This window comes from Hwangdonia lutea (assembly GCF_032814565.1).
Classification (GTDB): domain Bacteria; phylum Bacteroidota; class Bacteroidia; order Flavobacteriales; family Flavobacteriaceae; genus Hwangdonia; species Hwangdonia lutea.
Genome location: NZ_CP136521.1, coordinates 3554987 through 3577654, shown reverse-complemented (window position 1 = coordinate 3577654; position 22668 = coordinate 3554987). Strand labels below are relative to the sequence as shown.

Here is a 22668-nt window from a genome sequence, read left to right as displayed (position 1 = left end):
ATTTATAAATTAATAAAACAGAAGTGTTACTTCTGTAGCTTAATTATATGTTTGTTTTACTGAGGAGTGATTGTAGTTTTTTTAGATTAAACGCAGGTAATTACTTGAGGTTCTTTACCACCTATTAAAACATACGTATTGGGAGCGGTGTTGCATTTAAATAAATTGATATGTTTCAGGTTTTCTGAACTTGTATACAGGTAATCGAAAACTATCTTTTTTAAAAAAGAGTTTTTAGATTTGTTTATATCAATTTCTTCTGTTTTTTCATATTTATATTCCTCACTCTTAATAATTGGTTTTATGTTGTAGCTAACAGCATTATTGCTTTGGTTTTTTTTAATAAAAAACAAAAGTTTATGCAGTTTAGTGTTGAAATCTTTTTCTCTTAAATATTGTTTTAGTTGAAAAAACGAATTAAGAAAATGAGCTGTTAACGTAGCAATTATGGATTTTGAGTCGTAATAAATATGATATTCAAAATCGTACTTTAAATCACTCCACTTCACTTTGTAGTCGAAATATCCTTTTGTAAAATCAAAGACTTTAAAATCGTTTTCAAAAGCCCATTCCAATATTTTCATTATGGAAATTTTTCCAATGTGAAACTTGCTATAATCTATATCAAAAACGGTTATGGCATCAAAAATAATATCTTCAGAAAAATAGTTTAAACGAACGGTAATAGGAACCCCATCATTATAGATAACAAAAAGAGAGGCTTTTTTTTCTAAAATTAAGGGATAAACCACATCGTAATAAAAATCCCATTCCTTTGGGTTTAAATTGTTGTTTGTTATTTGCTTATCATCAAATCTTTTGGTTAATAATGTATTAAAGTAGCTAAAAACGAAATCGTATTCCTTTTTGTCAATATCACCATAATACATTTTATAGGTAATTGAAAAACAATGTTCCAAACGCCGATTGTATCTTCTAAATTTTTGGACACTACTTTTGCTGAAAGTTGACTTAAAGTACGTGTTGAAGTCGTTATGTTTTCCCAATTGGACTAAAAAACCAGGGTATTGTTTTACTTTCTTTACTTTTAGGTTTTTGTTACTGCTGGTTGTATTAACATTAAAAAATTTCGGAACATCATAGATTAAAAAACATTTGGATTTAAAATCCATTTCTCCGTTTTCGGTATCTAAATTATATGAAACTCCTTTAGTTAAGTTTTTACCTGAATTGATAAATAAGGGGAAGGGGCTAGGTTTATAAAAAGAAATGTTTTTAATAAAATTAAAACTATATAATGGTTTTTCAGTATTAAAATGTCTATGCCATATTTTAATAAAGATTAAAGAAAAAAAAGGGTTGCTTTTTATCATGAGTTTACTTAATTGTTTGGTAAAATTCTTTTGTACGAGAAAAGTTATGTATTAGTATTATTTTTATGATAAAAGTATTTTTCGGCTTTAGCTACTTTTCTAATAAATTTTCCGGGTACACCATAAACCATATTAAAATCTGGCACATCTCTAACAATTAGAGCTCCAGAACCTACAATGGAATGTTTACCAATTTTAATGCTTTGTATTATAGTAGCGCTCATAGCAATATAAGTGCAGGTTTTAATAGATACATGACCACCAACTGTAGCATTTGGTCCTAAGCTTGAGTATTTTTTTATTTGACTATCATGCCCAAGTGATGCTTTGGTATTAATAATACAAAAGTCACCAACAATAGCATCACTATTAATAATAACTCCTGCAAGGATAACCGCACCCATGCCAATACTTACGTTTTTGCCAATAATCGCATTAGGGTGAACAGCACTTATAAATTCAAAATCCGGATCGATAGTGGTCAACTTTTCATAATTTATTTTACGTGCCCAATTATCACCTATGGCTATAATACCTTTATTAAAGTTATATGTTTTTTTTAACAAAGGAACATCCTCTTTTCTACCCAATACCATATAATCAAATATTTGAGTTCCGATAGGTTTATAGGAATCGATTAAACCAACAATAGTAAAATGGTTTAATTTTTCAATTATATCTATGATAACTTTGGCATGTCCAGATGCGCCAATAATTACAATATTCTGTTTATTAAAAGTCTTCAAAATAATCGATTGTTTTTTATGTAATATATACGCCTGTAAAATTCTTTAGATTTTTTGTACTCATTTCATATAAAACTCTTCTATGTTTAGGGTTAAAAGTTAAGTAATCACTCAATGAAAGTAATAATTTTTTTTCTATAAATAAAGCTCTTTCTTACCCATAACTATTTTAAAATTATTTACATTAGGCTTTTATTATATTCATTTACCATAACTCTTCTTTTCCCAGATGCTAACAACGGGATTTCTTTAACATAGTTTATGTTTATTATGGCATTTTTTCCTAAATGCGATTTAAACTCGTTAATAAACTGTTTTTCATTTTTGAATTTTCCGTCAATATTTATTTTGAAAACATATTCTCTTCTTGTTTTCTGAATGAGTTGACATTGATTTAATTCATGATATTTATTAATTAATAAAAGTAGATTATTGGATATTATTTCACCTTCAGTATTTGTTATTGAATCAATTTTCCTGCCTTCAATTTGTGTTAAAACAAGCTTATCATCTGCATGACCCATGCATCCAATGTCTCCAGTATCGTATCGTATCATTGGCATACAGTAATTAAACAAATCGGTAATTACAATTCTACCTTTTTCACCAAGTTTTACCGGCATATTTGAATTAAGTTCTAAAACCTCAACATAATAGCTTGCTGTATTGATTTCGAAGTAAGAGTTATTAGGAAGTTGTTGAGCTATAATGCCATTTTCAACGTTTGAATATCTCGATACGGTATCAACATTAAAAAATTTTTTTAAATCTTTTTTTGTGTTAGGGGATAAGCTTTCGGAAATTGCTATTGCAGATTTTATATTACAATTTATGGGCTCTGAGTTAATATTATTTAAATATTTACAAATTTGATTGAATGCTGAAGCATAGCCTATCCAGCTTTTCGGTGATTTGTTTTTTTTTAAATCTGTTATTAACTTTTCAATGTAAGTGTTGTTTAAATCAAATACATCTATGGGCTTTATATTTTGTGCCCATTTAGCAAAAAAGCTTTTTTTGTGAAATGCATTCCACAGCCTAAAGTAATAAAGCTTATTACCAATAGTGTAACCTGCTTTTTGAGAGAAATATAAATTATCTGCTTCATTGCGGTTTGTTTTATTAACATCTTGGTATAGTATAAATGGCGTTCCTGTGGAACCACTTGTTTTTACCGTGATTTTTTTAAGATTTTTATATGTATAAGATTCAAATTCGTTAAAATTACCTTTGATTATATTTTTATTAATTACCGACCAATCTTCTAAGTTTTTAGTACCCGCAAATTTTTTATAAAAAGGTGTAGTAGTACAGGCATGGTTTAAAACTTCTGAAAGGTATTTATTTGTCTTGTAATGAAGATATTTTGCCGAAGTGTTATCAATAATAGTTTTCACATCATTTAATTGTTTTCTTTTTTTATTTCCATTAAAGATGTCAAATACATTAAAAGCAAATAACCTTGGGTTTGTAAATAATAACATATTTTACGCAGATGTAGTATTAATGTCCTTTAAAATTTCTTTTATAATAGGGCTTTTGCAATAACCGCCGTATGCAGTATCTGAAATTTGTAAATCCGGATTGTGATTTCCTTCAATAATAATAGGACCAGAGGGGGTTATGGCAATATCCCAACCTATAATTCTACTAGGAAAGTATAAAGTTGCGTTTTTAGCCAGTTCACAAGCTTCTTTAAAATACGGAATTTTAAAGCCATCCAGTTTAAAATTTGAATTTGGATGGTTGTAAAACACTTGGCCGCCCATTACAACACTTTGCCTTCCTTGACCTTGTAAAACCCCTGTTTCGGTATTTACCGCAACATAAAAACCACCACTGCTTACGTTGTCGGTTACACTATTTCCAATACCAAATCGCATGAACATTGAAATAATCTGTGTTTTACCTTCTTTATCAATATATGTAACACATCTTAATGTGTTTATGGATTTAGCGTGTATTTTGTTTATTTCAGCATGTTGTTTAATACACTCTTGATGTAAATAACTAGCCTTTAAAAGTGTTTTTTTTGCAAGTTGTATTTGCGCTTTTGCATTGTTTTTTTTTAATAAGATACAATGCTGCCCTCCAATACCTTGAATAGGTTTTAAAAAAAGCGCATCAATTTTTAGTGTTTTGAAAACGTTTTTAAAAAAATTTAAAAGATCATTTTCGGTTTTTATCACAAAGATTTTATCGTTAAAATAAAATGTGTTTTTTACGTGATAACTAAACAATTCAGGAGTTTTAATTTTATTTGTTTGGCACATTAAACTAAAACTTAATTTATTATTTAGTATAGAAGATATTTCTGGAAACACTAATTGTTTGGAAGACAATATACTATTATATTCCTTATATGATAAATAACTTGCGTAATCAGTCACATCATTTCGATACAAATACTTTCTAAAATAATCGGTTGGTAGGGCTTTCTTTATCCACGAAAAATGAATAACTTCTTTGATTATTTTTAATTTTTTTTTTTGTCCGGGTCTTTTAAGAATACATTTAGATTTTTAATTCTTGATAACATTTTATTGTTTTATTTAAATACGACTACAATATAATCACTTAAACCCAAAATGTATAATCGGCTCTATTTAGAAACAACCAATTTTTTTTTTAGATTATTTCATTAGACCTGTAATTTGGAAAATAATCTGTATTGGCATTTACTTTATGAATTTCTACGAGCTCATCATAAATTTCTTGGTTAACGACAAATTTCCATAAATTGAACTGTTTGAAATCTTTTGAAAACGACGATTTAAAATGAAATAATGAATCGTCATCTCTACCGCCTAAACCACCACCTAAGTTAAAAGCATTAAAGCAGCCTTTTTCTTTGGCGATTATTCTCATCTCATCAATCAATAATTTTGTAGGCATTAAATGTAAATATTCGTTTTTAGATCCGGATAAATGATATTGTAATATGGAATTAGTAGCAATAAACATGCTGGCGCCAATAACTTCTCCCGATTCGTTATCTATTACCGATAAAATAGTGGTTTCAAAATCGTTACTTTTTAGAATATTTTCAAAATAAGCTTTACTAAAATAATAGTATTTTTTAGCATTTACTCGATCCATATTTTCATTATACAGTTCAATAAATTTTTGTAAATCTTTATGGCTAGAGGATGCTTTTACAGTGCACAATCTTCTTGCTTTATTAATATGGGTTTTAAGTCGGTTTCTATAGTTTTTCCTTTGCGAATCCAAGTCCAAACTAAGATCTATGTTTACCACTTTGCCTTGCGGAACAATTTCTCCAAAATTCTTTAGTATAGCATGCTGGAATTCTATATAAGGATTTAACCTGGAAAAAACAGAGATTATATTATTATTATTAAAATAATTGGTTATCCCTTTTGAAAATTTAAAATTGTCAAAAGATGCGTTTACACCTTTGGATATTGGCCCAACATAACCATAAACGGAAGTAGCATCTTTATAATCAGAATTTGGTATGTTTCGTATCAAAAGCGGTAAACCTATTTGAACTTCTTTATTTACATATTTTAAGAGTATGGGCGTTTCGGTTTCTGATGCCGATAATTTATGATAATCGTAGGTATGGTAAAAGTCATAAGACTCGATATTATTTAAAAAAGCATCCCAATCTGTTTTGTTGGTTATTGCTTCAAAGTATGCCTTTTTGCTTTCTTTTTCTTTGCAATTAATTTTAGTTTGAGAAATTTCAACATTATTATCTTTTTCCAGAAAGTAATTGTGAATGTTTTTAGCAAGTATTTGAGATATCGAAATTATTCTTCCACAATGTTCAACATGCCAAACAGCTTTATTATCAATTACATTACCTGCTAACAAAGGTCCCATAACGTGTAAGTTACTTGATGCTTCAAAATTGTGGTTAACATGAAATCCTATTTTAGACTTGTTTGGTTTACAATAGCCATTCTCTATTAAATTTAAAATTAATTTTGGTACGTCGTTTTGCGTTAGGTTTTTGCCTCCAATACAATTAAATATTAAATTGAATTCTTTGTTGTATGTTTTAGTTTCCCCTGTGTTCGTGTCCAGATATTTTAAAAAGTAATTGTTATTCTTTTTTTCTAGATCAACAAACCTACCGGCAATATGCTCAAAACGCTTGTCCATTTTAAGCATTTCTATGGTATTGGAGTAGTGAACACCCGCGCAACGTTGTTTTTTTCCTATTTCGTTACCATAAAAACAGGCAAATTTTTCAAGTTCCGATTCGTTAAGTTTCTCCAATAATCTGCCAAAAGCTGATGATATAATATCCACCGTAGATGCCGCACCTAGTTTAATATCATCGGATAAATTAATATCTTTAAATGTAGCTTCTGCTATAGATTCTGCAGTTAAAGAGTTTGCATTTTGAAGTTCAATTAAATGAATCGGTTTAAAGTCCTTTTTCCTTTTTTTATCAATTACGGCATCCGGAGCTCTACCCTGAGTAGATAAAAACACAAAATTATTTGGGATATAATCACCAGCATTTGAAACATCATTTAACTTATACAGTATTTCGAGTGCACTTGCATTGGCACCAATTATTAGTACATTAGTTTCTTTGTGAGATCTGTTTTTTGTAAACCGATTAACATTTTTTAGCGTAACTTCAAGTTTAGGTTCATAAGGAGTGTTGACAAACATTAAGTTTTGTTCTTCAATTAAAGCTTCATTTTTCCATAGGTTGTTTACAGGTAATGAGCCTACCGATAGTATAACCTTTTCTGATAAAATTTGCTTGTTGTTACCTAAAGTAATGGTGTAGGTGTTGTTTTTTTTACTTAGGTTTAAAACTTCTGCAGTTATGTAATTAACTTTAATGGCATTTGTATTTGTTAAATCCCTTATGTTGCTTTCAACCATTTCATTAATATAGTAGCCAAAAAATCGACGAGGAATAAAAAGATCTTTCCATTTGTTATTTTGTATAGCAACTCTATTTTTAGCTAGCCATTTTTCAGACAAAATGCCGCCTTCATTTTTAAATTCCTTTAAAAGCCATTCTTTATTTGCATCTAACCATAGTATGAATTTATTAAGTTCAGGTTCTGGCAAAAAATTTCTCAACGATGTTATCAAGAGTGTTGTTGAACCAGATCTGTCTCCGTAAGGAATACCTGTATGAAATTCAGGGAATTTATCAATAAGATTTATTGATATTCTGTTTTTTAATTTTGGACTATTTTTAATGAGGTCAAGAAAATTTAAAATAGTAAATGATGCCGAAATTCCGGAACCAATAAAGGAAATATCTGATATTTTTTTAGAGTCTCTAAACATTACTTTGGCATGTTTCTTTTAATTATTTTTCCAGGGTTACCTACAACAGTACAATAATCGGGTATATCCCTGATAACTATGGTGCCAGCTCCAATAGTGCACCATTTTCCTATTTTTACTTTTGGAATCACAACGGCTCCGACACCCACATGTGAGCCTTCACCAACTTCAACATGACCACATAGAGCAGCTTTTGGCGATATATGTGCGAAATCACCAATAACATTATCGTGGTCAATACTAGCACCAGTATTAACAATTACATGTTTACCAACGGTTGTGTTGGGTTGTATAATTGCTCCAGCAAAAACTACAGTGCCTTCTCCAACTTTTGAAGTCGAGGAAATAATTGCCGACTTATGTATCGCTTTTCCATATTTACACTTTAAAAAGCCAGCAATTTCGGCCCTATCTGAGTTTATACCTACCGCTATGATTACTGGAGGTCCATTATGAGGGAATTTTTTTAAATCTCCTCTAGCACCCATAACAACATTTTTAGATGCATGGTGGCTTCCCGAAGGGTTATCGTCAAAAGTTTCAATAACATTAAAATTATTTTCTTGCAAAACTTCCTTTATAACTTGCGAATGACCGCCAGCTCCATAAATTCGTACTTTATTGTTTTCTTTTAAATTAATCATAAACAGGTTTTCATTCTGGAATTCTTTTTAAAAATAATGATTTAATTAATAATTAGCTGTACACGAATTATTATCCTTATTTACACTTTATTATTTATTTGCTCTCGACGCATTTCATCTAAATAAGGTTGGGATTTGGTGGCATCAATCGCAACATCTTTTGAGGCCAGCACTTTATATATTGTTTTCACCAAAATATTAAAATCCACTTTAAATGAAACGGTATTTACATATTCCACATCAAGTTTTAATCTGGGAACCCAATCTAAATAATTTCTTCCATTAACTTGCGCTAAACCAGTAATACCAGGTTTTACTTGATGTCGTTTTCGTTCTTCATTAGTATAATAGGGTAAATATTGTGGCAATAAGGGTCGAGGGCCAATAATGGACATATCGCCTTTTAAAACATTAAATAATTGAGGTATCTCGTCAATTGACGCTTTTCTAACAAATTTTCCAATAGAAGTTAATCTATCTGAATCAGGAAGGAGCTTACCATCAATATCTGTTTTGTCTGTCATGGTTTTAAACTTGATAATATTAAAAATTTTTTCGTTTTTTCCAGGTCGTTTTTGAAGAAAAAAAGGCTTTCCGGAGTTTGCAAACCAAAGTAAAATTGTAGTAATAAGTATTATAGGCGAAAGCAGTGTAATTAATACTATTGAAATTAGAAAGTCTAAAATGGGTTTAAATGTCGATTTATAAGTCATTAGAAGCGCGGTAGGTTATAAAATTTCAATGCGTATGAGTTAAAAATAAATCAAATATAAAATTATCTTTTATAGTATTGGTTTATCACATTAAAATTCCGTTTATCCTAATTATTTTATCGGTGAGACACATTAACCTCCTTTTCTAAGCGTAAAAAGTGATGCTTTTTTGATAATTTTTTTATCAAAAACGTCAAGATTCTTTAGAAAATTGAGTGGTGAAAATATAAAACAATGTTAAAATTGTTTGCAGAACATAAGAATTTACATCTGAAAACAGTGATTTTACACTGTAACTAGGTGATTTTCTAATAGTTATTAACAATTTAGTTGTAATGCCATTTTCTGAATTATATTTGCAAATCGAAAATTTTTAACGTCTAAAAGTGACACTTGGTCGTATATACCTCTAAACTTTAACAAATCTTAAAAATTATATTAATAAATAACTCTCAAAATAATGCAAAATTTTTTAACAACACAATTTAAAAAGATTAATATTTTATTATTAATGTTTTTCATCCCTTATTTAGTATCCTGTAATAATGAGGATTTATTTCTTGAAGCTCAAGTTGAAAACACTGAGGATATTTTAGAAAACACAACATCAGGAATTCAAGATCCTGTTTTTACTTTTAACCCACAACGTTGGGGCATTGTTCAAGGTGTAGTATCTGATGAAGTGGCTTTAAAAAACAAAGAGATACTCAACTCAATCATGACTAAATTAAAAGAAATAAATATAAACACTATGAAGATAGGGGCCATGGATGCTTATTTTAAAGTGGATGTAAATAAAATAGGGAGAGTAGAAAATGCTGGTGGTTCAATACAAATACCATCAGATTTTCATTTAGAAATGAGTGATGATACTTATTTGAGGGTGCAACCAAATGCTGCTGCTACTTATACGTTGATGACAACATATTTAACCGATAATTCTAAGATAAGCGGAGGTAATTTAGTGGGAGACAGATTTGAGCATGATTATTCGCCATTTACAGATGCTGCTGGAGTAAAGCGAGATGAACATGGATGGGGTCATTTGATATGGATTATTGGCTCTCATAATGTTATTGTAGACAACGTGAACCTAAGCAACGCCACCGGTGATGGTATTGTTTTTCACTCAGAAACACTTAGGAATAATGATGGTTCTTTGATGCCCGGCACAAGAGAAGTAAATAATGTCATTGTTCGTAATGTCAATATTGATGAATGTAGAAGAAATGGTATAAGCATTCTTGATGGTAGAAATATTACTTTTGACAATTGCAATATAACAAATACAGGTCAAGGAGAACAACAATACGACGCTAGTGGATCTAAAATTTACAGTAGTTCCGGTACTGCACCAAGATATGGCATTGATTTGGAATCAATTAGAACACGGAACGAGGATGGTACGCTAAACGAAACAGCCTTAATTGAAGGGGTGTTTATTAAAAATTCAAATTTTACAGGCAATGAAGCTGGAGACATTGTAGTTTATACTGCGAGCAATGTTATAATAGAAAACAATTATTTTGATAAATGGGTAGCTAATAAAGCTTCACATAACGTAACAATTAGAAATAATACGTTTGAATCTAGAGACCCATCTTTCTTTGCTATAGGAATTAATTCATTTATAACTTCTTTGGGTGAAGAGCTAAATCATGACTATGTAATTGTAAATAACATTATAAAAAATTATGGTATAGGTATTAGAGTAGCTGGATTGAATCAGCTAGTGTCAAATAATACCATTTTAAATTGTACCACTGGTATTTTTTTAATTAATGATTTGGTGAATAGTACATTTAGAGATAATCAAATAACTAGTAATCTCAACCTCAGTTATGGATACAAAAACTTTTATAATTGTCAAAATTTAGACAACGTAACTATTAAAGATGAAATTATTGAGGTACAAAATAGACCAATCAACTTCAATGTCCTTTTAAATAATAGTGTATCTAATACCGAGCAAGTTACTTTTACTAATTGTTTGTTTAACACGGCTAACTCGAATTTTAAAATGCTTATTAAGGCAACAAAAAACATTAAGTTTGAAAGTAACAGAAGTAATACTGACTTCCAAATTATAGATTCAGAGAATATAGTTTTAATAAACAATCAAACAAACTTATAATATTTAAAGTATTTGGGAGAGGCATGCACCTCTTCCAATTACTATTACTTTAACCTACTTTTTTTATGATATTTCAATATTGGCTTCTCTAAGTGCTTTTTTTTATTTTTCACAAAATCATTTAATCGATTAAAATCGCTTTTCATCGAAAATTAATTATTTTTTTCGGCATTACATCGAATAAATTTATCGTTTAAACGATTATTATAAATATCTAACTTATATTTGCTCTAATTTAATTACCCCCCCCCAAATTAATATTATTATGAATTTACCTACAAAGCCCGCAATTTTAATTGTTACGTTATTTTTATTTCTTTTTACATGGTCTTGTAATAAAGAAGAACTATTTATTGAACCATCTGAAGAAGTTGTTGTAGAACCAGATGATGAGTTACCTGAAGATCCAGATGCAGTTGATACAAATTTAGCTTGTGGATTTACACTAAATAGTATTGATGCTAATTCAACAGTCGTTATCAATTGCTCTTTAGATTTAGAAGGAGAAACCATAACCCTACCTGAAAATACAGATGTTTTATATGAAGGTGGTGAGATAAAAAATGGGACATTGATTTTTTCAGGTGGGACTATTGCTGGAGACCTGTTAAATATTTCTTTAGAAATTTCTGGTGACGTTAGTTTAAGAAATGCCACTTATGGTTTTGATCCCAAAAAGTGGAATATTGTTGAAGGAAAAACAACGAAAGAAATTTCATTACAGAATAGAAAAAACATTAATAAGGCCATTGAGCTGGTTAATGGTTTAGGTGCCAATGTTTTTGAACTAAATAAAATTGATGCTTACTTTAATGTAGAAGCAAATAAAGCCAATAGAAAATATAGTTGGGACAGATCAATTAGAATACCGTCGAACTTCCATTTTAAAATGAATTCGGAAACTTATCTTAGAGTTCAGCCTACACATTTTCCAGCATATGCTTTAATAACCACTATGGTTACAGATGATGCAATTATATCTGGAGGTAATTTGATTGGAGATCGCTGGGAGCATGATTACACACCAATTAATGATATTGCAGGAGTTAATCGTGATGAGCATGGTTATGGACACCTCATTTGGGTGATTGGATCCCATAATACGGTCATAGATGGTGTAAATATAAAAGATGCTATTGGTGAGGGCATTCAAGTGCATTCAGAAACCATTAGGGATCCAGACGGCAGTTTAAAACCCGGAACAAGAACAAGTGAGAATATTATAATAAAAAATTGCCATATTTCAGAGTGCAGAAGAAATAATATCGCGATTATTGATGCCGTTGGCGTTATTATTGAGAATTGTGAAATTAATGATACAGGAAAGGGAGAACAAGCTTATGATGCTAACGGCAATAAAATTTTTAGTAGTGCTGGTACAGCACCGCGTTATGGTATAGACTTAGAAGCCTTGAGGTATATTAACGATGATGGAACTATGAATGAAATTAATAAAATTGATGATGTCATAATTAGAAATTGTAGCTTCAGAGGAAATGCAGCTGGAGATATTGATATTTATACCGTAACAAACGTGCTGATAGAAAATAATTATTTTGATAAATGGGTCGCTAATTTTGCAGCTAATAATGCCATAATTAGAAACAACACTTTTGAAGCGCGGTCGCCTGATATTTCGTTTGCTATTAATATCCAGTCATTTGTAAGAAACAATATCGAATTTAATTATAATTATACCATCACAGGAAATAAAATTAAAGGATATAGAGATGGTATAAAGTTATCAGGTTACAATCAAGTTGTAAAAAATAATATAATTGAAGATTGTGTTACTGGATTACAACTTGGCATGTCATTGTCAGACAGCGAAATTTCTGGCAATAAATATATAAGCACACTGGACGTGAGTTATGGGATTAATCCGATGCCAAATGGCTCTATCAATAATGTAATTATTTCAGACGAGTACATTGAAGTTACAAATAGACCACTTAATCTTAGAAGTATTAACAATGGTAGTGCATTAACCACAAATCAATTAACCTTTGACAATTGCGAATTTGTAACTAGTTCAAATAATTTTCCTCTTTATATAAATAATAGTAAAAATATAACAGTTAAAAACAGTAAAAGTAATACAGACTTTGAGGTTATAGATTCGCACAATATCAATCTTACAAATAATAGTGTAAATCAATAGGACTATCAAAATAAAAAAACTTATATTCAGCCCAGTTCTTTAACTGGGCTTTTTTTACGTCTAATAACTACAAAATCAAGGTGGGTAAAATTTAGCTTAATAAAGTGGTATATTTGATAAGTTCAGCAATCAATGATTAAGTATCGTAGTAGTAAATTGAACCTGTATCGTTTAATGTTTCCATGTTAATTGGGACTTTCTTAAAAAGTCTCAATTATTTTTATATGTATAAAGACAATTCAATAGTTCAATAAACTTACAAAAAGCATAATATTAATTTTGTCTATTTATTTTAGAATTTATATAGTTTTATCTTAATAAACTTGATTAAAAATCTTATGATTTTTTGTTATTGTAAATAAACTGTCACAATAAATTGAATTTTACTTTTTTAATTGTAGTTATTGCGTTTTTTTTATCTTTTATATTTTTGTTAAGCTATTGATTTTTAATATATTCGCAGCCAAAATTCATATTAATGTAAATAGTTTTTAATGAGAAATCTTTATTGTTTTTTAGCCACTTTAGTTATCAGTTTTACCATTTATGCTCAGCAAACTTATATTCCCGATGATAATTTTGAGCAAGCCCTGATCGATTTGGGCTATGATAATGTTTTAGATAACTACGTTCAGACAAGTACCATAAATGGCATTACTTACTTAGATTTAAGATTTAAAAATATTTCGGACTTAACGGGTATTGAAGCGTTTGTAGGATTAACAAGTTTAAATTGTTCTTTTAATGATATTAGTACAATAGATGTTAGCAACAATTCTTCACTTAATACTTTATCATGTGCCTTTAATAAAATAACTACATTAGATTTGAGTAATAATTTAAGTTTAAATTATTTAGATTGTGGTTTTAATAATATTAATAGTTTAGATTTATCTAATAATTCTGGACTAACTGTTTTATATAGCGATTACAACAACCTAACCAGCCTTGATATTCGCAACGGAGGCAATTCGGGCATGACTGATTTTGATGCCCGCTACAATCCTGCATTGGAGTGCATCTCGGTGGACAACGCCTCCTACAGTGCTTCCAACTGGTCCAAAAAAGATGCGACCGCCAGCTATAGCAACGATTGCGATGGTGGCGTACCCATCGACCTTACCTATGTGCCCGACAACAATTTTGAACAGGCCTTGGTAGACCTGGGCTACGACGATGTTTTGGATAATTATGTGGCCACCGCCAATATCAGTACGGTGACCTCTCTAGATGTGGCCAACAGGAACATCGCCGACTTAACCGGGATAGAGGCTTTTTCAGACCTGTCGGTGCTTAACTGCTCGAACAATGCGCTTACCAGCCTAGATTTGAGCGGCAATACTTTTTTGACATGGCTACGCTGCTCCAAGAACGACTTGACCAGTTTGGATTTGAGCGCCAACCCTTTACTTGAGTATTTACATTGTGCCCTTAACGCTATTGCGAGTTTGGACTTGACCAACAACGGGTTATTAGATAATTTCTACGGGTATTACAACAACTTGACCAGCCTCGATATTCGCAACGGAGGCAATTCGGGCATGACTGATTTTGATGCCCGCTACAATCCTGCATTGGAGTGCATCTCGGTGGACAACGCCTCCTACAGTGCTTCCAACTGGTCCAAAAAAGATGCGACCGCCAGCTATAGCAACGATTGCGATGGTGGCGTACCCATCGACCTTACCTATGTGCCCGACAACAATTTTGAACAGGCCTTGGTAGACCTGGGCTACGACGATGTTTTGGATAATTATGTGGCCACCGCCAATATCAGTACGGTGACCTCTCTAGATGTGGCCAACAGGAACATCGCCGACTTAACCGGGATAGAGGCTTTTTCAGACCTGTCGGTGCTTAACTGCTCGAACAATGCGCTTACCAGCCTAGATTTGAGCGGCAATACTTTTTTGACATGGCTACGCTGCTCCAAGAACGACTTGACCAGTTTGGATTTGAGCGCCAACCCTTTACTTGAGTATTTACATTGTGCCCTTAACGCTATTGCGAGTTTGGACTTGACCAACAACGGGTTATTAGATAATTTCTACGGGTATTACAACAACTTGACCAGCCTCGATATTCGCAACGGAGGCAATTCGGGCATGACTGATTTTGATGCCCGCTACAATCCTGCATTGGAGTGCATCTCGGTGGACAACGCCTCCTACAGTGCTTCCAACTGGTCCAAAAAAGATGCGACCGCCAGCTATAGCAACGATTGCGATGGTGGCGTACCCATCGACCTTACCTATGTGCCCGACAACAATTTTGAACAGGCCTTGGTAGACCTGGGCTACGACGATGTTTTGGATAATTATGTGGCCACCGCCAATATCAGTACGGTGACCTCTCTAGATGTGGCCAACAGGAACATCGCCGACTTAACCGGGATAGAGGCTTTTTCAGACCTGTCGGTGCTTAACTGCTCGAACAATGCGCTTACCAGCCTAGATTTGAGCGGCAATACTTTTTTGACATGGCTACGCTGCTCCAAGAACGACTTGACCAGTTTGGATTTGAGCGCCAACCCTTTACTTGAGTATTTACATTGTGCCCTTAACGCTATTGCGATTTTGGACTTGACCAACAACGGGTTATTAGATAATTTCTATGGGTATTACAACAACCTGACCAGCCTCGATATTCGCAACGGAGGCAATTCGGGCATGACTGATTTTGATGCCCGCTACAATCCTGCATTGGAGTGCATCTCGGTGGACAACGCCTCCTACAGTGCTTCCAACTGGTCCAAAAAAGATGCGACCGCCAGCTATAGCAACGATTGTAATTTAGCAGGACGGTTTTCGAGTTCAAATAAAACGGCAATGGTTAGTGAAGCTGCTTTAAAAACAAATAAACTAGTGAAAAACGGTTTCAAAATATATCCCAACCCGGTAAACGATTTTTTAAAAATTTCATTAAATAAAGGGTCTGAACTTATACAAGTTAACTTTTACAATGCACTAACACAACGTGTATTAAGTGTTAAAAATTTAAGTATTGATGTTAGTAGCTTAAAAAATGGTATTTATTTTGTAGAAGTTGAAACTAACAAAGGCAAATTAATGGAAAGGATTGTTGTTAAATAATTTTAATTATTGAACATACAAAATCGCCTAAAGATATAATTTTTAGGCGATTTTCCTATTAAACCAAATTTGACAAAATTTGGAACATACCTAAAAATATTATAAAATCTTTTATTTTGATAAAGAGTTTTGTGACTAACAAAAAATAAGTTTACTGGTTTATCTGAATTAATGCAAAATCCTTTAAGTACTAGCTCTATTTATCAGGGAAACTAATAGTCTCATAAGTTTTAAGAGCTTCTTTCCAAACGGTTTCTTGATTATATTTTTTTAGTACATACGATCTGGTAACTCCCTTCATTTCTGTAATCTTTTCTGGATTATTTATAAAAAGTTCCATGGCGTTGGATAGCTCCGCCTTAGATTTGGCGGTTACTAGTTTACCATTATAGCCTTCCATAATAATTTCATTACACCCAGAAATATTAGAGCAAATCACTGGTAAATCCATTGCCGCTGCCTCCATGATGGAGACCCCGAAACCTTCCCGATAGCTGGGAAAAACAAAAACATCCATGATGTTCAAAAAGGGCCTTACGTCATCTTGACCGCCTACTGCAATGATATTATTATTGCTAATAATCTCTTGTTTTATATGAACTTTAAGTGGATCCAGTAATTCTTCATACCAACCAACCAATAATAATTTTATGTGACTATAGGTTTTATTAAGTTCTGAAAATACTGTGATTAGTTCATTAATACCTTTATCTCCAACGAGTCTTCCTACATACCCAAATAATAAATCGGTTTCAGATATATTATATTTTTCTTTTAAACCTTCATGCTCAATGTTTTCACGTGAAAACTTGTTAGGATTAATTCCATTTGCACTGCCATTCCCAATAATATGAGGTGTTTTACTAGTGATACTATCTTTAGCCATATTTTCTTTAACACCGTGGCTAACAGAAATTATATCTGTTGCTAAATAACATGATAAGCGTTCAATATTTTTTAGGATTTTACGTTTAAACCCTATATCTCCTTCGTAACGCAGTCCGTGTACATAATAAATTCTGCGAGGTACTCTCGCAACCCATGAGGCCGTCATACTTAATAATCCACCTTTTGGTGTATTACCATGTACAATATGCGGTTTAAGCTTTTTGAATAAAACAATTAATTGAAATAGGCTTTTTAAATCTTTAAGAAGTGAAATTTCTCTAACCATTTTTACGGCGTGCGCATTAACGCCTTCGCGTTCGGCTATACCATATAGCATATCATCAGGACTCGACACCAACTCCACATCAAATGTTTTATTTAAAAAATTTATTTGACCACCAAAGAAATTCAGTGTAGTAGGTACTGTAGAAACTATTAGGAATTTTTTTTTCATTTAATCGCACTTGTATTTAAAATCTTATTTGTAAGCCCTGTCATAGTATCACTTTGAAAGTTGAATTTTTTATTTAAAGAGGTATATTCTTGAAAAATTAATTCTAAATTTTTGAAATTTTCATCCATATTAGCGCCAAAATTGTGGGGGTGCCACCATAAATGAAAAAGCTCATTATTAATTGCGGCATGCTTCATTGCTTTTTTTATTCTTCGTAACTTGAAGCCTTCGAGAATTGATAAGCGAGGAACATAAGGCCTTAAAAACCTGCTAGATGGTAAATTTACTAGCCCTAAATCGTTAGGTTTTAAATTTTGTATCGGGTAGGTGTTAAAGCCACTTATATTAATATAGCTATCTAATAATCTTAAAAATCTATAAATTATAAATAAATGTTTTTTTAGACCTTTTAGGTTCGGATTAGGATTATATAACACGTGGTTTTCATTACCTCTATAAGAGGTAATGCCATTTTTTTTACAGACTTCTAGATAATTTTTATTCACCTGGTTTTTTGGAAATACGATACTTTTGATTTCAACCCCTATACTATTAGCAATTTTTTTAGCTGCAACTAAATCAGAATTAAAATTTACAGTATTTTGTCCCGGGGCTAAACAATTATAATGTCCAAATGTATGCGTACCTATTTCATGATTGTTATTGGATTTTATTTTATTTATAGCGGATTTTGCATAATGAATAGTATCTAAACTTTCATTTTTTCCTATATGACCAAGTAATTTAAAAGGATTTAAATTTTCATTATCATATAGGGGTATAGAATCAGGCATATGCTTTTCTATCTCAGCTTTATTTTCGGCAAAAAGTAGGCCAACGGTAGCAAAGGTTAATTTTATACCATATTTATCGCTTAGTTCCAATAGCTTTGTAACAACATCATTAACATTTAAAAGATTACTTTTGTAAGCATTTAAAGGTAGTGCATCAAAAACACCCCAATGCAATTCGTAGTCTAAGGAAATAATAAATTTACCATTCATTTTAGTTTATTGCATTAATAGGTTGGTAGTTTCGTTTTTTTTATTAATTCAACTTCGGACAAATAGTTGTCTTTATCTGTTGAATTTGTATTATTATGACTTCTTCTCTTCAATAAAATATCTTCTTTATTTAAAAATGTTATAACCGAAACTACTATTGATTTAAACTTAGATTTTAGCCATAATATATAAAATGCATTGCCTGAATATTTTTTATACATCACCCTTTCATTTTTGTATGCAGCCAATACTTTTTTAGGGGTCGCATTGTTTTCTTCTCTGTAATAATATAATAAGTCTGAAATAATTTTTAGTTTAAAATCATTTTTTTTACTTGATCTTAACCATAAATCATAATCTTGAGCAATTTTTAAAGATTCATTATAAGCATTTCTTTTAAACCACGCTGTTCTTCCAAGAATACTTGCATGTAATGGGGAGGATCTTTTTAATAGCAAATCCATAAAAGATATATTTGATACATCAGCACCCCTTGACCCTAGATAAGTTAGGTCATTGGCTATAGACACGGTACCTGTGCTAATTAAATCAAGACCGGGATTGTTTTTTAATAAGTTATATTGCTTTTCTAATCTCGTAGTAGACATTAAGTCGTCGGCGTCCATTCTGGCTAAGTATTCATATTTTGCTAAACCGACTATATCGTTTAACCTTGCGGCTAGTTTTTTGTTTTTCCCATCTGAGTAAACACGAACTCGGGGATCATTAATTGATTTGGCAATTTCCAGAGATTTGTCTGTAGAACCATCATCCATTAGTATCAATTCCCAATCCGTGTATGTTTGAGCAAATACTGATTTTATCGAAAGCTCAAGGTAATCTTCAGCATTATAAAAAGGAAGACCAATAGTAATTCCCATAAGCAACTTTTTTGTAGATTATTTATAAATTTGTTAGGCTAAAATAAAAACACTTAAGTTCTATCTCATATTTATTCGTTAAAGACCAATAAAATCAAGTTATTTGCTATATTTTATGTTATAACAATTTATTTAAAAGCGTAATACATAAACATACCATAGGTAAATGCGTAATATATTAAAATTACATACCCTATTTTTTTAAATTGATTTGTCCATATATTTTTATCTAATAATGGATAAATAACAACTACAGCCATTAAGAACCATGACAAATAAGCAAACCTATTAGAAAAATTTGCTCTAATAATCATAATCCAAAACCCATTTGCAATAATGTATGTATGTAAAACATGGTCGTAAATAGCACTTTTATAGCCACTTACGTATTTGTAATATCTAGATAAAATTATTGGAGCTGCGCTGTAAATTAAAAAATCGTACCTAAACCCTGTCGATGCAAATTTACTAGTGCTAGAATTAGCCGATGTTAAATAAGTAGAAAACCGGTCATCTCCAAATCCGATACTCGCAAAAATATTTTCCCAAATGCCACCCATGCTTACCGAAAGAGCAATAGATAATATATAAAAGAAATAATATTTTTTCGTATCAGTAACGAAAAATGTACAGCAAAATGCAGCTATTGGCAAAAGCATACTGGTGTGAAAAGAATAAGACAAGAAAAAAAACAAGACCATTAAGGATGTGTTTTTTTTATAATAGGACATGGCGAGCACAAATAGAGAAGTGGCCATGCCATTTCTAATCCCGTTTACCCCATAGGCCCAAAAAGAAAAAGACCCAACAAAAAGCAAAAATGCAAAAAAATAATGCTTGGGAAACCAATTTCTACTTGCTATATATAACGGGATAATGTAAACACAGGCACAAACAAAAAAGAACATTTCCAATGTCATGGTTTTTGTACAAAAGAGTAAAAAATAAGAGAACCCGTAATCGCTATCAATCACATAAGTACCATTTAAATACCTTTTAAAGATATGAGCATAGGTAGTCATATCAATAAATATACCATGTATGGGACGAAACCCAATATATATCAGTAGTGTAATGAGTAAAAATAATGCGGCATTTCTATTAAATGAAAATGTTTTGGGCTCTATAGGCTTTAAAACTAGAGTATGAAAAAAAGTTATTATACAAACAAATAACATGAAATGATGATATATGTCATAATAATATTTAATAGGAACAAAATCTAACATGTTTAATAAATTAACTTTTATTGCCACTATAAAGCTTCTCCAATAGCTTTACACTTACATCAATATCAAACCCTTTGGATTTTAATACCTTATTTCTCTCAAATGGACTAACACGTTCTTTTTTAAGTATATTTTGCATTAAACCTAGCCATTCTTCGTTTGGTGATTTTAGGTCACAAAACTGTACTAAGCCCAATCCCAAATCTACCTCATTAGAAATACCATTTGAAATGAGCGCTGGAGTTCCTGCCGCTTGTGATTCGACTAATATTACAGGGAAACCTTCGTATAGCGATGGCATTAAAAGTAAGTTTGAATTGGCTAAAACCAAATCAATATCTTCTCTAACTCCTAAAAAAGTAATATTATTGGATAAACCCATTTTAGCTACTAATTGTTTTAGGCTGTTTTCTAAATGGCCAGATCCTGCAAACATCATATGAAAGTCTATATTGTTTTGCTTTAAATAAAACGCAAATTTTATGGAAAATTCATGGTTTTTCACGGGCATAAACCTCCCGATTTGTGATATTATTATAGTATTGTTCTTAATACTATTAATATTAAAAAAATTTTGAGTTTTCTTTTTTTCAGAATTTATAAACTTTGAAACGTCTATGGCATTGGGAATATATAAAATACTTTCTTGCCTAGGAAATAAAAAGTTGCTAGCTTCTAAACCACAAGCTATAAAGTCTGTAGATAGCCAAGAAATTAATACTTTCGAAGCTTTTTGATATAAATTTCTAATAAAGTTTGTATTATAAATATCTTGGGTTGAATGTGCATGTGATATCCTAATGGGCATACCTGCAAAAAATGCAGCAAATTGGTGTGACGCGTTTGCTAGCAATTGATGACAATGTACGGCATAAAACTGTCTGTTTTTTTTTAATAATTGGTATAACCTATAAGTTCTGATTATGGCGCTATGTTGTGGTATTCTATAAATTACACCTCCAAGTTCTTTTATTTCATCGTCGTAAGCGCAAGATTTATGGGTAAAGTAAACAAAATCAAACTGGTACTTACTTTTGTCAATAGCTCTATATAAATTCATTACCATAGTCTCAGCTCCGGCCCTATCCATTGTGCCAACTATATGTAAAATCCGCTTCATTCCTTATTTTTTTGAATTAATCTTATTATACAGTTCTTGCAAAATTTTATAGGATTTATAATAAAATTTTGGACTAGAAATTATAAGTTTGAATTTAAATGATACGGCACCGAAAAAATCATCATTTTTCTTAATTCTATTAATTAATTTCATGCCACTTTCCGGAACTTTGATATTAGACCTAGCTGCCAAATTTATTGTTTGTTCCGTTGTATGTGCTATAACTTTTGATAGGGTAGAAGCATAGGAGCTACTTATCTCTTTGGTGTTAAGCAAGTCTATTAACTTATTTAAAATATAAAAGCGATGCTCAATATTTTTACTTTTTATGTTATTAGCAATACTGCCTTCGCGAACTAAGTAGTGATAATATACATCTGGCATGGTATAACATTTTGAAGCTTTAATTAAAGCTCTTGGCGTAAACTCAAGATCTTCATATAATATGCCTTCTAAAAAAAGTAGGGCATTCGAATTTAAAAAATTTCTATTGTAAATGAATTTCCAGATGTAAAATAAATTGTTTAAATGGTTTGAAAAAAGCGCTTCGCCAGTTATGGCATCTGAAGTCTGTTCTGGCACGTAACTTTTCACAGCTTTGCCATGGTACCAAACATCATGCCCTAGCCATAAAATATCAATATTAGCGTTTAGCTTCTTTAAAATATTATCCAAACAATTATCTTTAATCCAATCATCGGAGTCAACAAACCATACAAACTCTCCAACAGCATGTTTTAACCCAGTATTTCTAGCGCCACTTAAACCTTTATTTTTTTGGCTTATTAATTTGATTTTTGGGTATGTGGTTTTTAATTTTTCAGATATTTCTAAACTATTGTCAGTAGACCCGTCGTTTACTAAAATCACTTCATATAAATCTTCAGGAATGTTTTGATTAAAGCAACTTACCACACATTTTTTTAAATATGGAGCTACATTATAAACCGGTATAACTATTGATAGTTTGGGTGCCATT

General features: G+C 31.3%; 16 protein-coding genes. 3 read left to right on the top strand and 13 right to left on the bottom strand.

Annotated elements, in window-relative coordinates; translation table 11 throughout:
* Positions 1 to 86 precede the first annotated feature (86 nt).
* The 7 genes from RNZ46_RS15405 to RNZ46_RS15375 all read right to left on the bottom strand — a co-directional run bounded on the left by RNZ46_RS15405 (position 87) and on the right by RNZ46_RS15375 (position 8726).
* Entirely contained in the window at positions 87 to 1133 is a 1047-nt protein-coding gene (locus RNZ46_RS15405; protein ID WP_316983061.1) for a GNAT family N-acetyltransferase, read from the bottom strand.
* A gap of 245 nt (positions 1134 to 1378) precedes the next feature.
* Positions 1379 to 2080, bottom strand: a complete 702-nt coding sequence (locus RNZ46_RS15400; RefSeq protein WP_316983060.1) for an acetyltransferase — start codon at positions 2078 to 2080, stop codon at positions 1379 to 1381.
* A 179-nt stretch (positions 2081 to 2259) separates the two neighbouring features.
* Positions 2260 to 3564 carry a phenylacetate--CoA ligase family protein gene (locus RNZ46_RS15395; protein ID WP_316983059.1) on the bottom strand — a complete coding sequence of 435 codons (1305 nt, stop codon included), beginning with the start codon at positions 3562 to 3564 and terminating at the stop codon, positions 2260 to 2262.
* A 3-nt stretch (positions 3565 to 3567) separates the two neighbouring features.
* Complete coding sequence (locus RNZ46_RS15390; RefSeq protein WP_316985004.1) at positions 3568 to 4404, bottom strand: sugar-transfer associated ATP-grasp domain-containing protein; 837 nt, start codon at positions 4402 to 4404, stop codon at positions 3568 to 3570.
* Positions 4405 to 4708: 304 nt separating this feature from the next.
* On the bottom strand, positions 4709 to 7369 hold the full coding sequence (locus RNZ46_RS15385) for a peptidoglycan bridge formation glycyltransferase FemA/FemB family protein (RefSeq protein ID WP_316983058.1): 2661 nt from the start codon (positions 7367 to 7369) through the stop codon (positions 4709 to 4711).
* A complete protein-coding gene (locus RNZ46_RS15380) occupies positions 7369 to 8013 on the bottom strand; it encodes an acetyltransferase (RefSeq protein WP_316983057.1) in 645 nt (214 codons plus the stop codon). The genes RNZ46_RS15385 and RNZ46_RS15380 overlap by 1 nt, the downstream gene beginning before the upstream one ends.
* Positions 8014 to 8093: 80 nt before the next feature.
* Positions 8094 to 8726 (bottom strand): sugar transferase, encoded by a 633-nt coding sequence (locus tag RNZ46_RS15375; RefSeq protein WP_316983056.1) that lies wholly within the window; start codon positions 8724 to 8726, stop codon positions 8094 to 8096.
* A 460-nt stretch (positions 8727 to 9186) separates the two neighbouring features.
* Here RNZ46_RS15375 and RNZ46_RS15370 point away from each other — a divergent pair, with 460 nt between their 5' ends.
* The 3 genes from RNZ46_RS15370 to RNZ46_RS15360 all read left to right on the top strand — a co-directional run bounded on the left by RNZ46_RS15370 (position 9187) and on the right by RNZ46_RS15360 (position 16113).
* Positions 9187 to 10860: a right-handed parallel beta-helix repeat-containing protein gene (locus RNZ46_RS15370; RefSeq protein ID WP_316983055.1), complete on the top strand. Its 1674-nt coding sequence runs from the start codon at positions 9187 to 9189 to the stop codon at positions 10858 to 10860.
* Between the two features lie 265 nt (positions 10861 to 11125).
* Positions 11126 to 13021: a right-handed parallel beta-helix repeat-containing protein gene (locus RNZ46_RS15365; RefSeq protein ID WP_316983054.1), complete on the top strand. Its 1896-nt coding sequence runs from the start codon at positions 11126 to 11128 to the stop codon at positions 13019 to 13021.
* A gap of 494 nt (positions 13022 to 13515) precedes the next feature.
* A complete protein-coding gene (locus RNZ46_RS15360; RefSeq protein WP_316983053.1) occupies positions 13516 to 16113 on the top strand; it encodes a T9SS type A sorting domain-containing protein in 2598 nt (865 codons plus the stop codon).
* A gap of 196 nt (positions 16114 to 16309) precedes the next feature.
* Here the strand turns inward: RNZ46_RS15360 and RNZ46_RS15355 are convergent, their stop codons facing one another.
* The 6 genes from RNZ46_RS15355 to RNZ46_RS15330 form a co-directional block, all read right to left on the bottom strand.
* Positions 16310 to 17455 carry a glycosyltransferase family 4 protein gene (locus tag RNZ46_RS15355; protein ID WP_316983052.1) on the bottom strand — a complete coding sequence of 382 codons (1146 nt, stop codon included), beginning with the start codon at positions 17453 to 17455 and terminating at the stop codon, positions 16310 to 16312.
* The gene (locus tag RNZ46_RS15350) at positions 17452 to 18459 is read right to left on the bottom strand and encodes a polysaccharide deacetylase family protein (RefSeq protein ID WP_316983051.1); all 1008 of its coding nucleotides are present in this window, start codon (positions 18457 to 18459) and stop codon (positions 17452 to 17454) included. Before RNZ46_RS15350 ends, RNZ46_RS15355 begins: the two co-directional genes overlap by 4 nt.
* 14 nt (positions 18460 to 18473) lie before the next feature.
* Positions 18474 to 19340 (bottom strand): glycosyltransferase family 2 protein, encoded by an 867-nt coding sequence (locus RNZ46_RS15345; RefSeq protein WP_316983050.1) that lies wholly within the window; start codon positions 19338 to 19340, stop codon positions 18474 to 18476.
* 128 nt (positions 19341 to 19468) lie between these two features.
* Positions 19469 to 20518 (bottom strand): EpsG family protein, encoded by a 1050-nt coding sequence (locus RNZ46_RS15340; RefSeq protein ID WP_316983049.1) that lies wholly within the window; start codon positions 20516 to 20518, stop codon positions 19469 to 19471.
* A 61-nt stretch (positions 20519 to 20579) separates the two neighbouring features.
* Entirely contained in the window at positions 20580 to 21689 is a 1110-nt protein-coding gene (locus RNZ46_RS15335; RefSeq protein WP_316983048.1) for a glycosyltransferase, read from the bottom strand.
* Between the two features lie 3 nt (positions 21690 to 21692).
* Positions 21693 to 22667, bottom strand: a complete 975-nt coding sequence (locus tag RNZ46_RS15330) for a glycosyltransferase family 2 protein (protein WP_316983047.1) — start codon at positions 22665 to 22667, stop codon at positions 21693 to 21695.
* Position 22668 lies beyond the last annotated feature (1 nt).

Coding starts and splice junctions, on each gene's coding strand:
- RNZ46_RS15405 (WP_316983061.1), bottom strand. CDS start 1,133: ATGGATTTTAAATCCAAATGTTTTTTAATCTATGATGTTCCGAAATTT.
- RNZ46_RS15395 (WP_316983059.1), bottom strand. CDS start 3,564: ATGTTATTATTTACAAACCCAAGGTTATTTGCTTTTAATGTATTTGAC.
- RNZ46_RS15385 (WP_316983058.1), bottom strand. CDS start 7,369: ATGTTTAGAGACTCTAAAAAAATATCAGATATTTCCTTTATTGGTTCC.
- RNZ46_RS15380 (WP_316983057.1), bottom strand. CDS start 8,013: ATGATTAATTTAAAAGAAAACAATAAAGTACGAATTTATGGAGCTGGC.
- RNZ46_RS15375 (WP_316983056.1), bottom strand. CDS start 8,726: ATGACTTATAAATCGACATTTAAACCCATTTTAGACTTTCTAATTTCA.
- RNZ46_RS15370 (WP_316983055.1), top strand. CDS start 9,187: ATGCAAAATTTTTTAACAACACAATTTAAAAAGATTAATATTTTATTA.
- RNZ46_RS15365 (WP_316983054.1), top strand. CDS start 11,126: ATGAATTTACCTACAAAGCCCGCAATTTTAATTGTTACGTTATTTTTA.
- RNZ46_RS15360 (WP_316983053.1), top strand. CDS start 13,516: ATGAGAAATCTTTATTGTTTTTTAGCCACTTTAGTTATCAGTTTTACC.
- RNZ46_RS15355 (WP_316983052.1), bottom strand. CDS start 17,455: ATGAAAAAAAAATTCCTAATAGTTTCTACAGTACCTACTACACTGAAT.
- RNZ46_RS15350 (WP_316983051.1), bottom strand. CDS start 18,459: ATGAATGGTAAATTTATTATTTCCTTAGACTACGAATTGCATTGGGGT.
- RNZ46_RS15345 (WP_316983050.1), bottom strand. CDS start 19,340: ATGGGAATTACTATTGGTCTTCCTTTTTATAATGCTGAAGATTACCTT.
- RNZ46_RS15340 (WP_316983049.1), bottom strand. CDS start 20,518: ATGTTATTTGTTTGTATAATAACTTTTTTTCATACTCTAGTTTTAAAG.
- RNZ46_RS15335 (WP_316983048.1), bottom strand. CDS start 21,689: ATGAAGCGGATTTTACATATAGTTGGCACAATGGATAGGGCCGGAGCT.
- RNZ46_RS15330 (WP_316983047.1), bottom strand. CDS start 22,667: ATGGCACCCAAACTATCAATAGTTATACCGGTTTATAATGTAGCTCCA.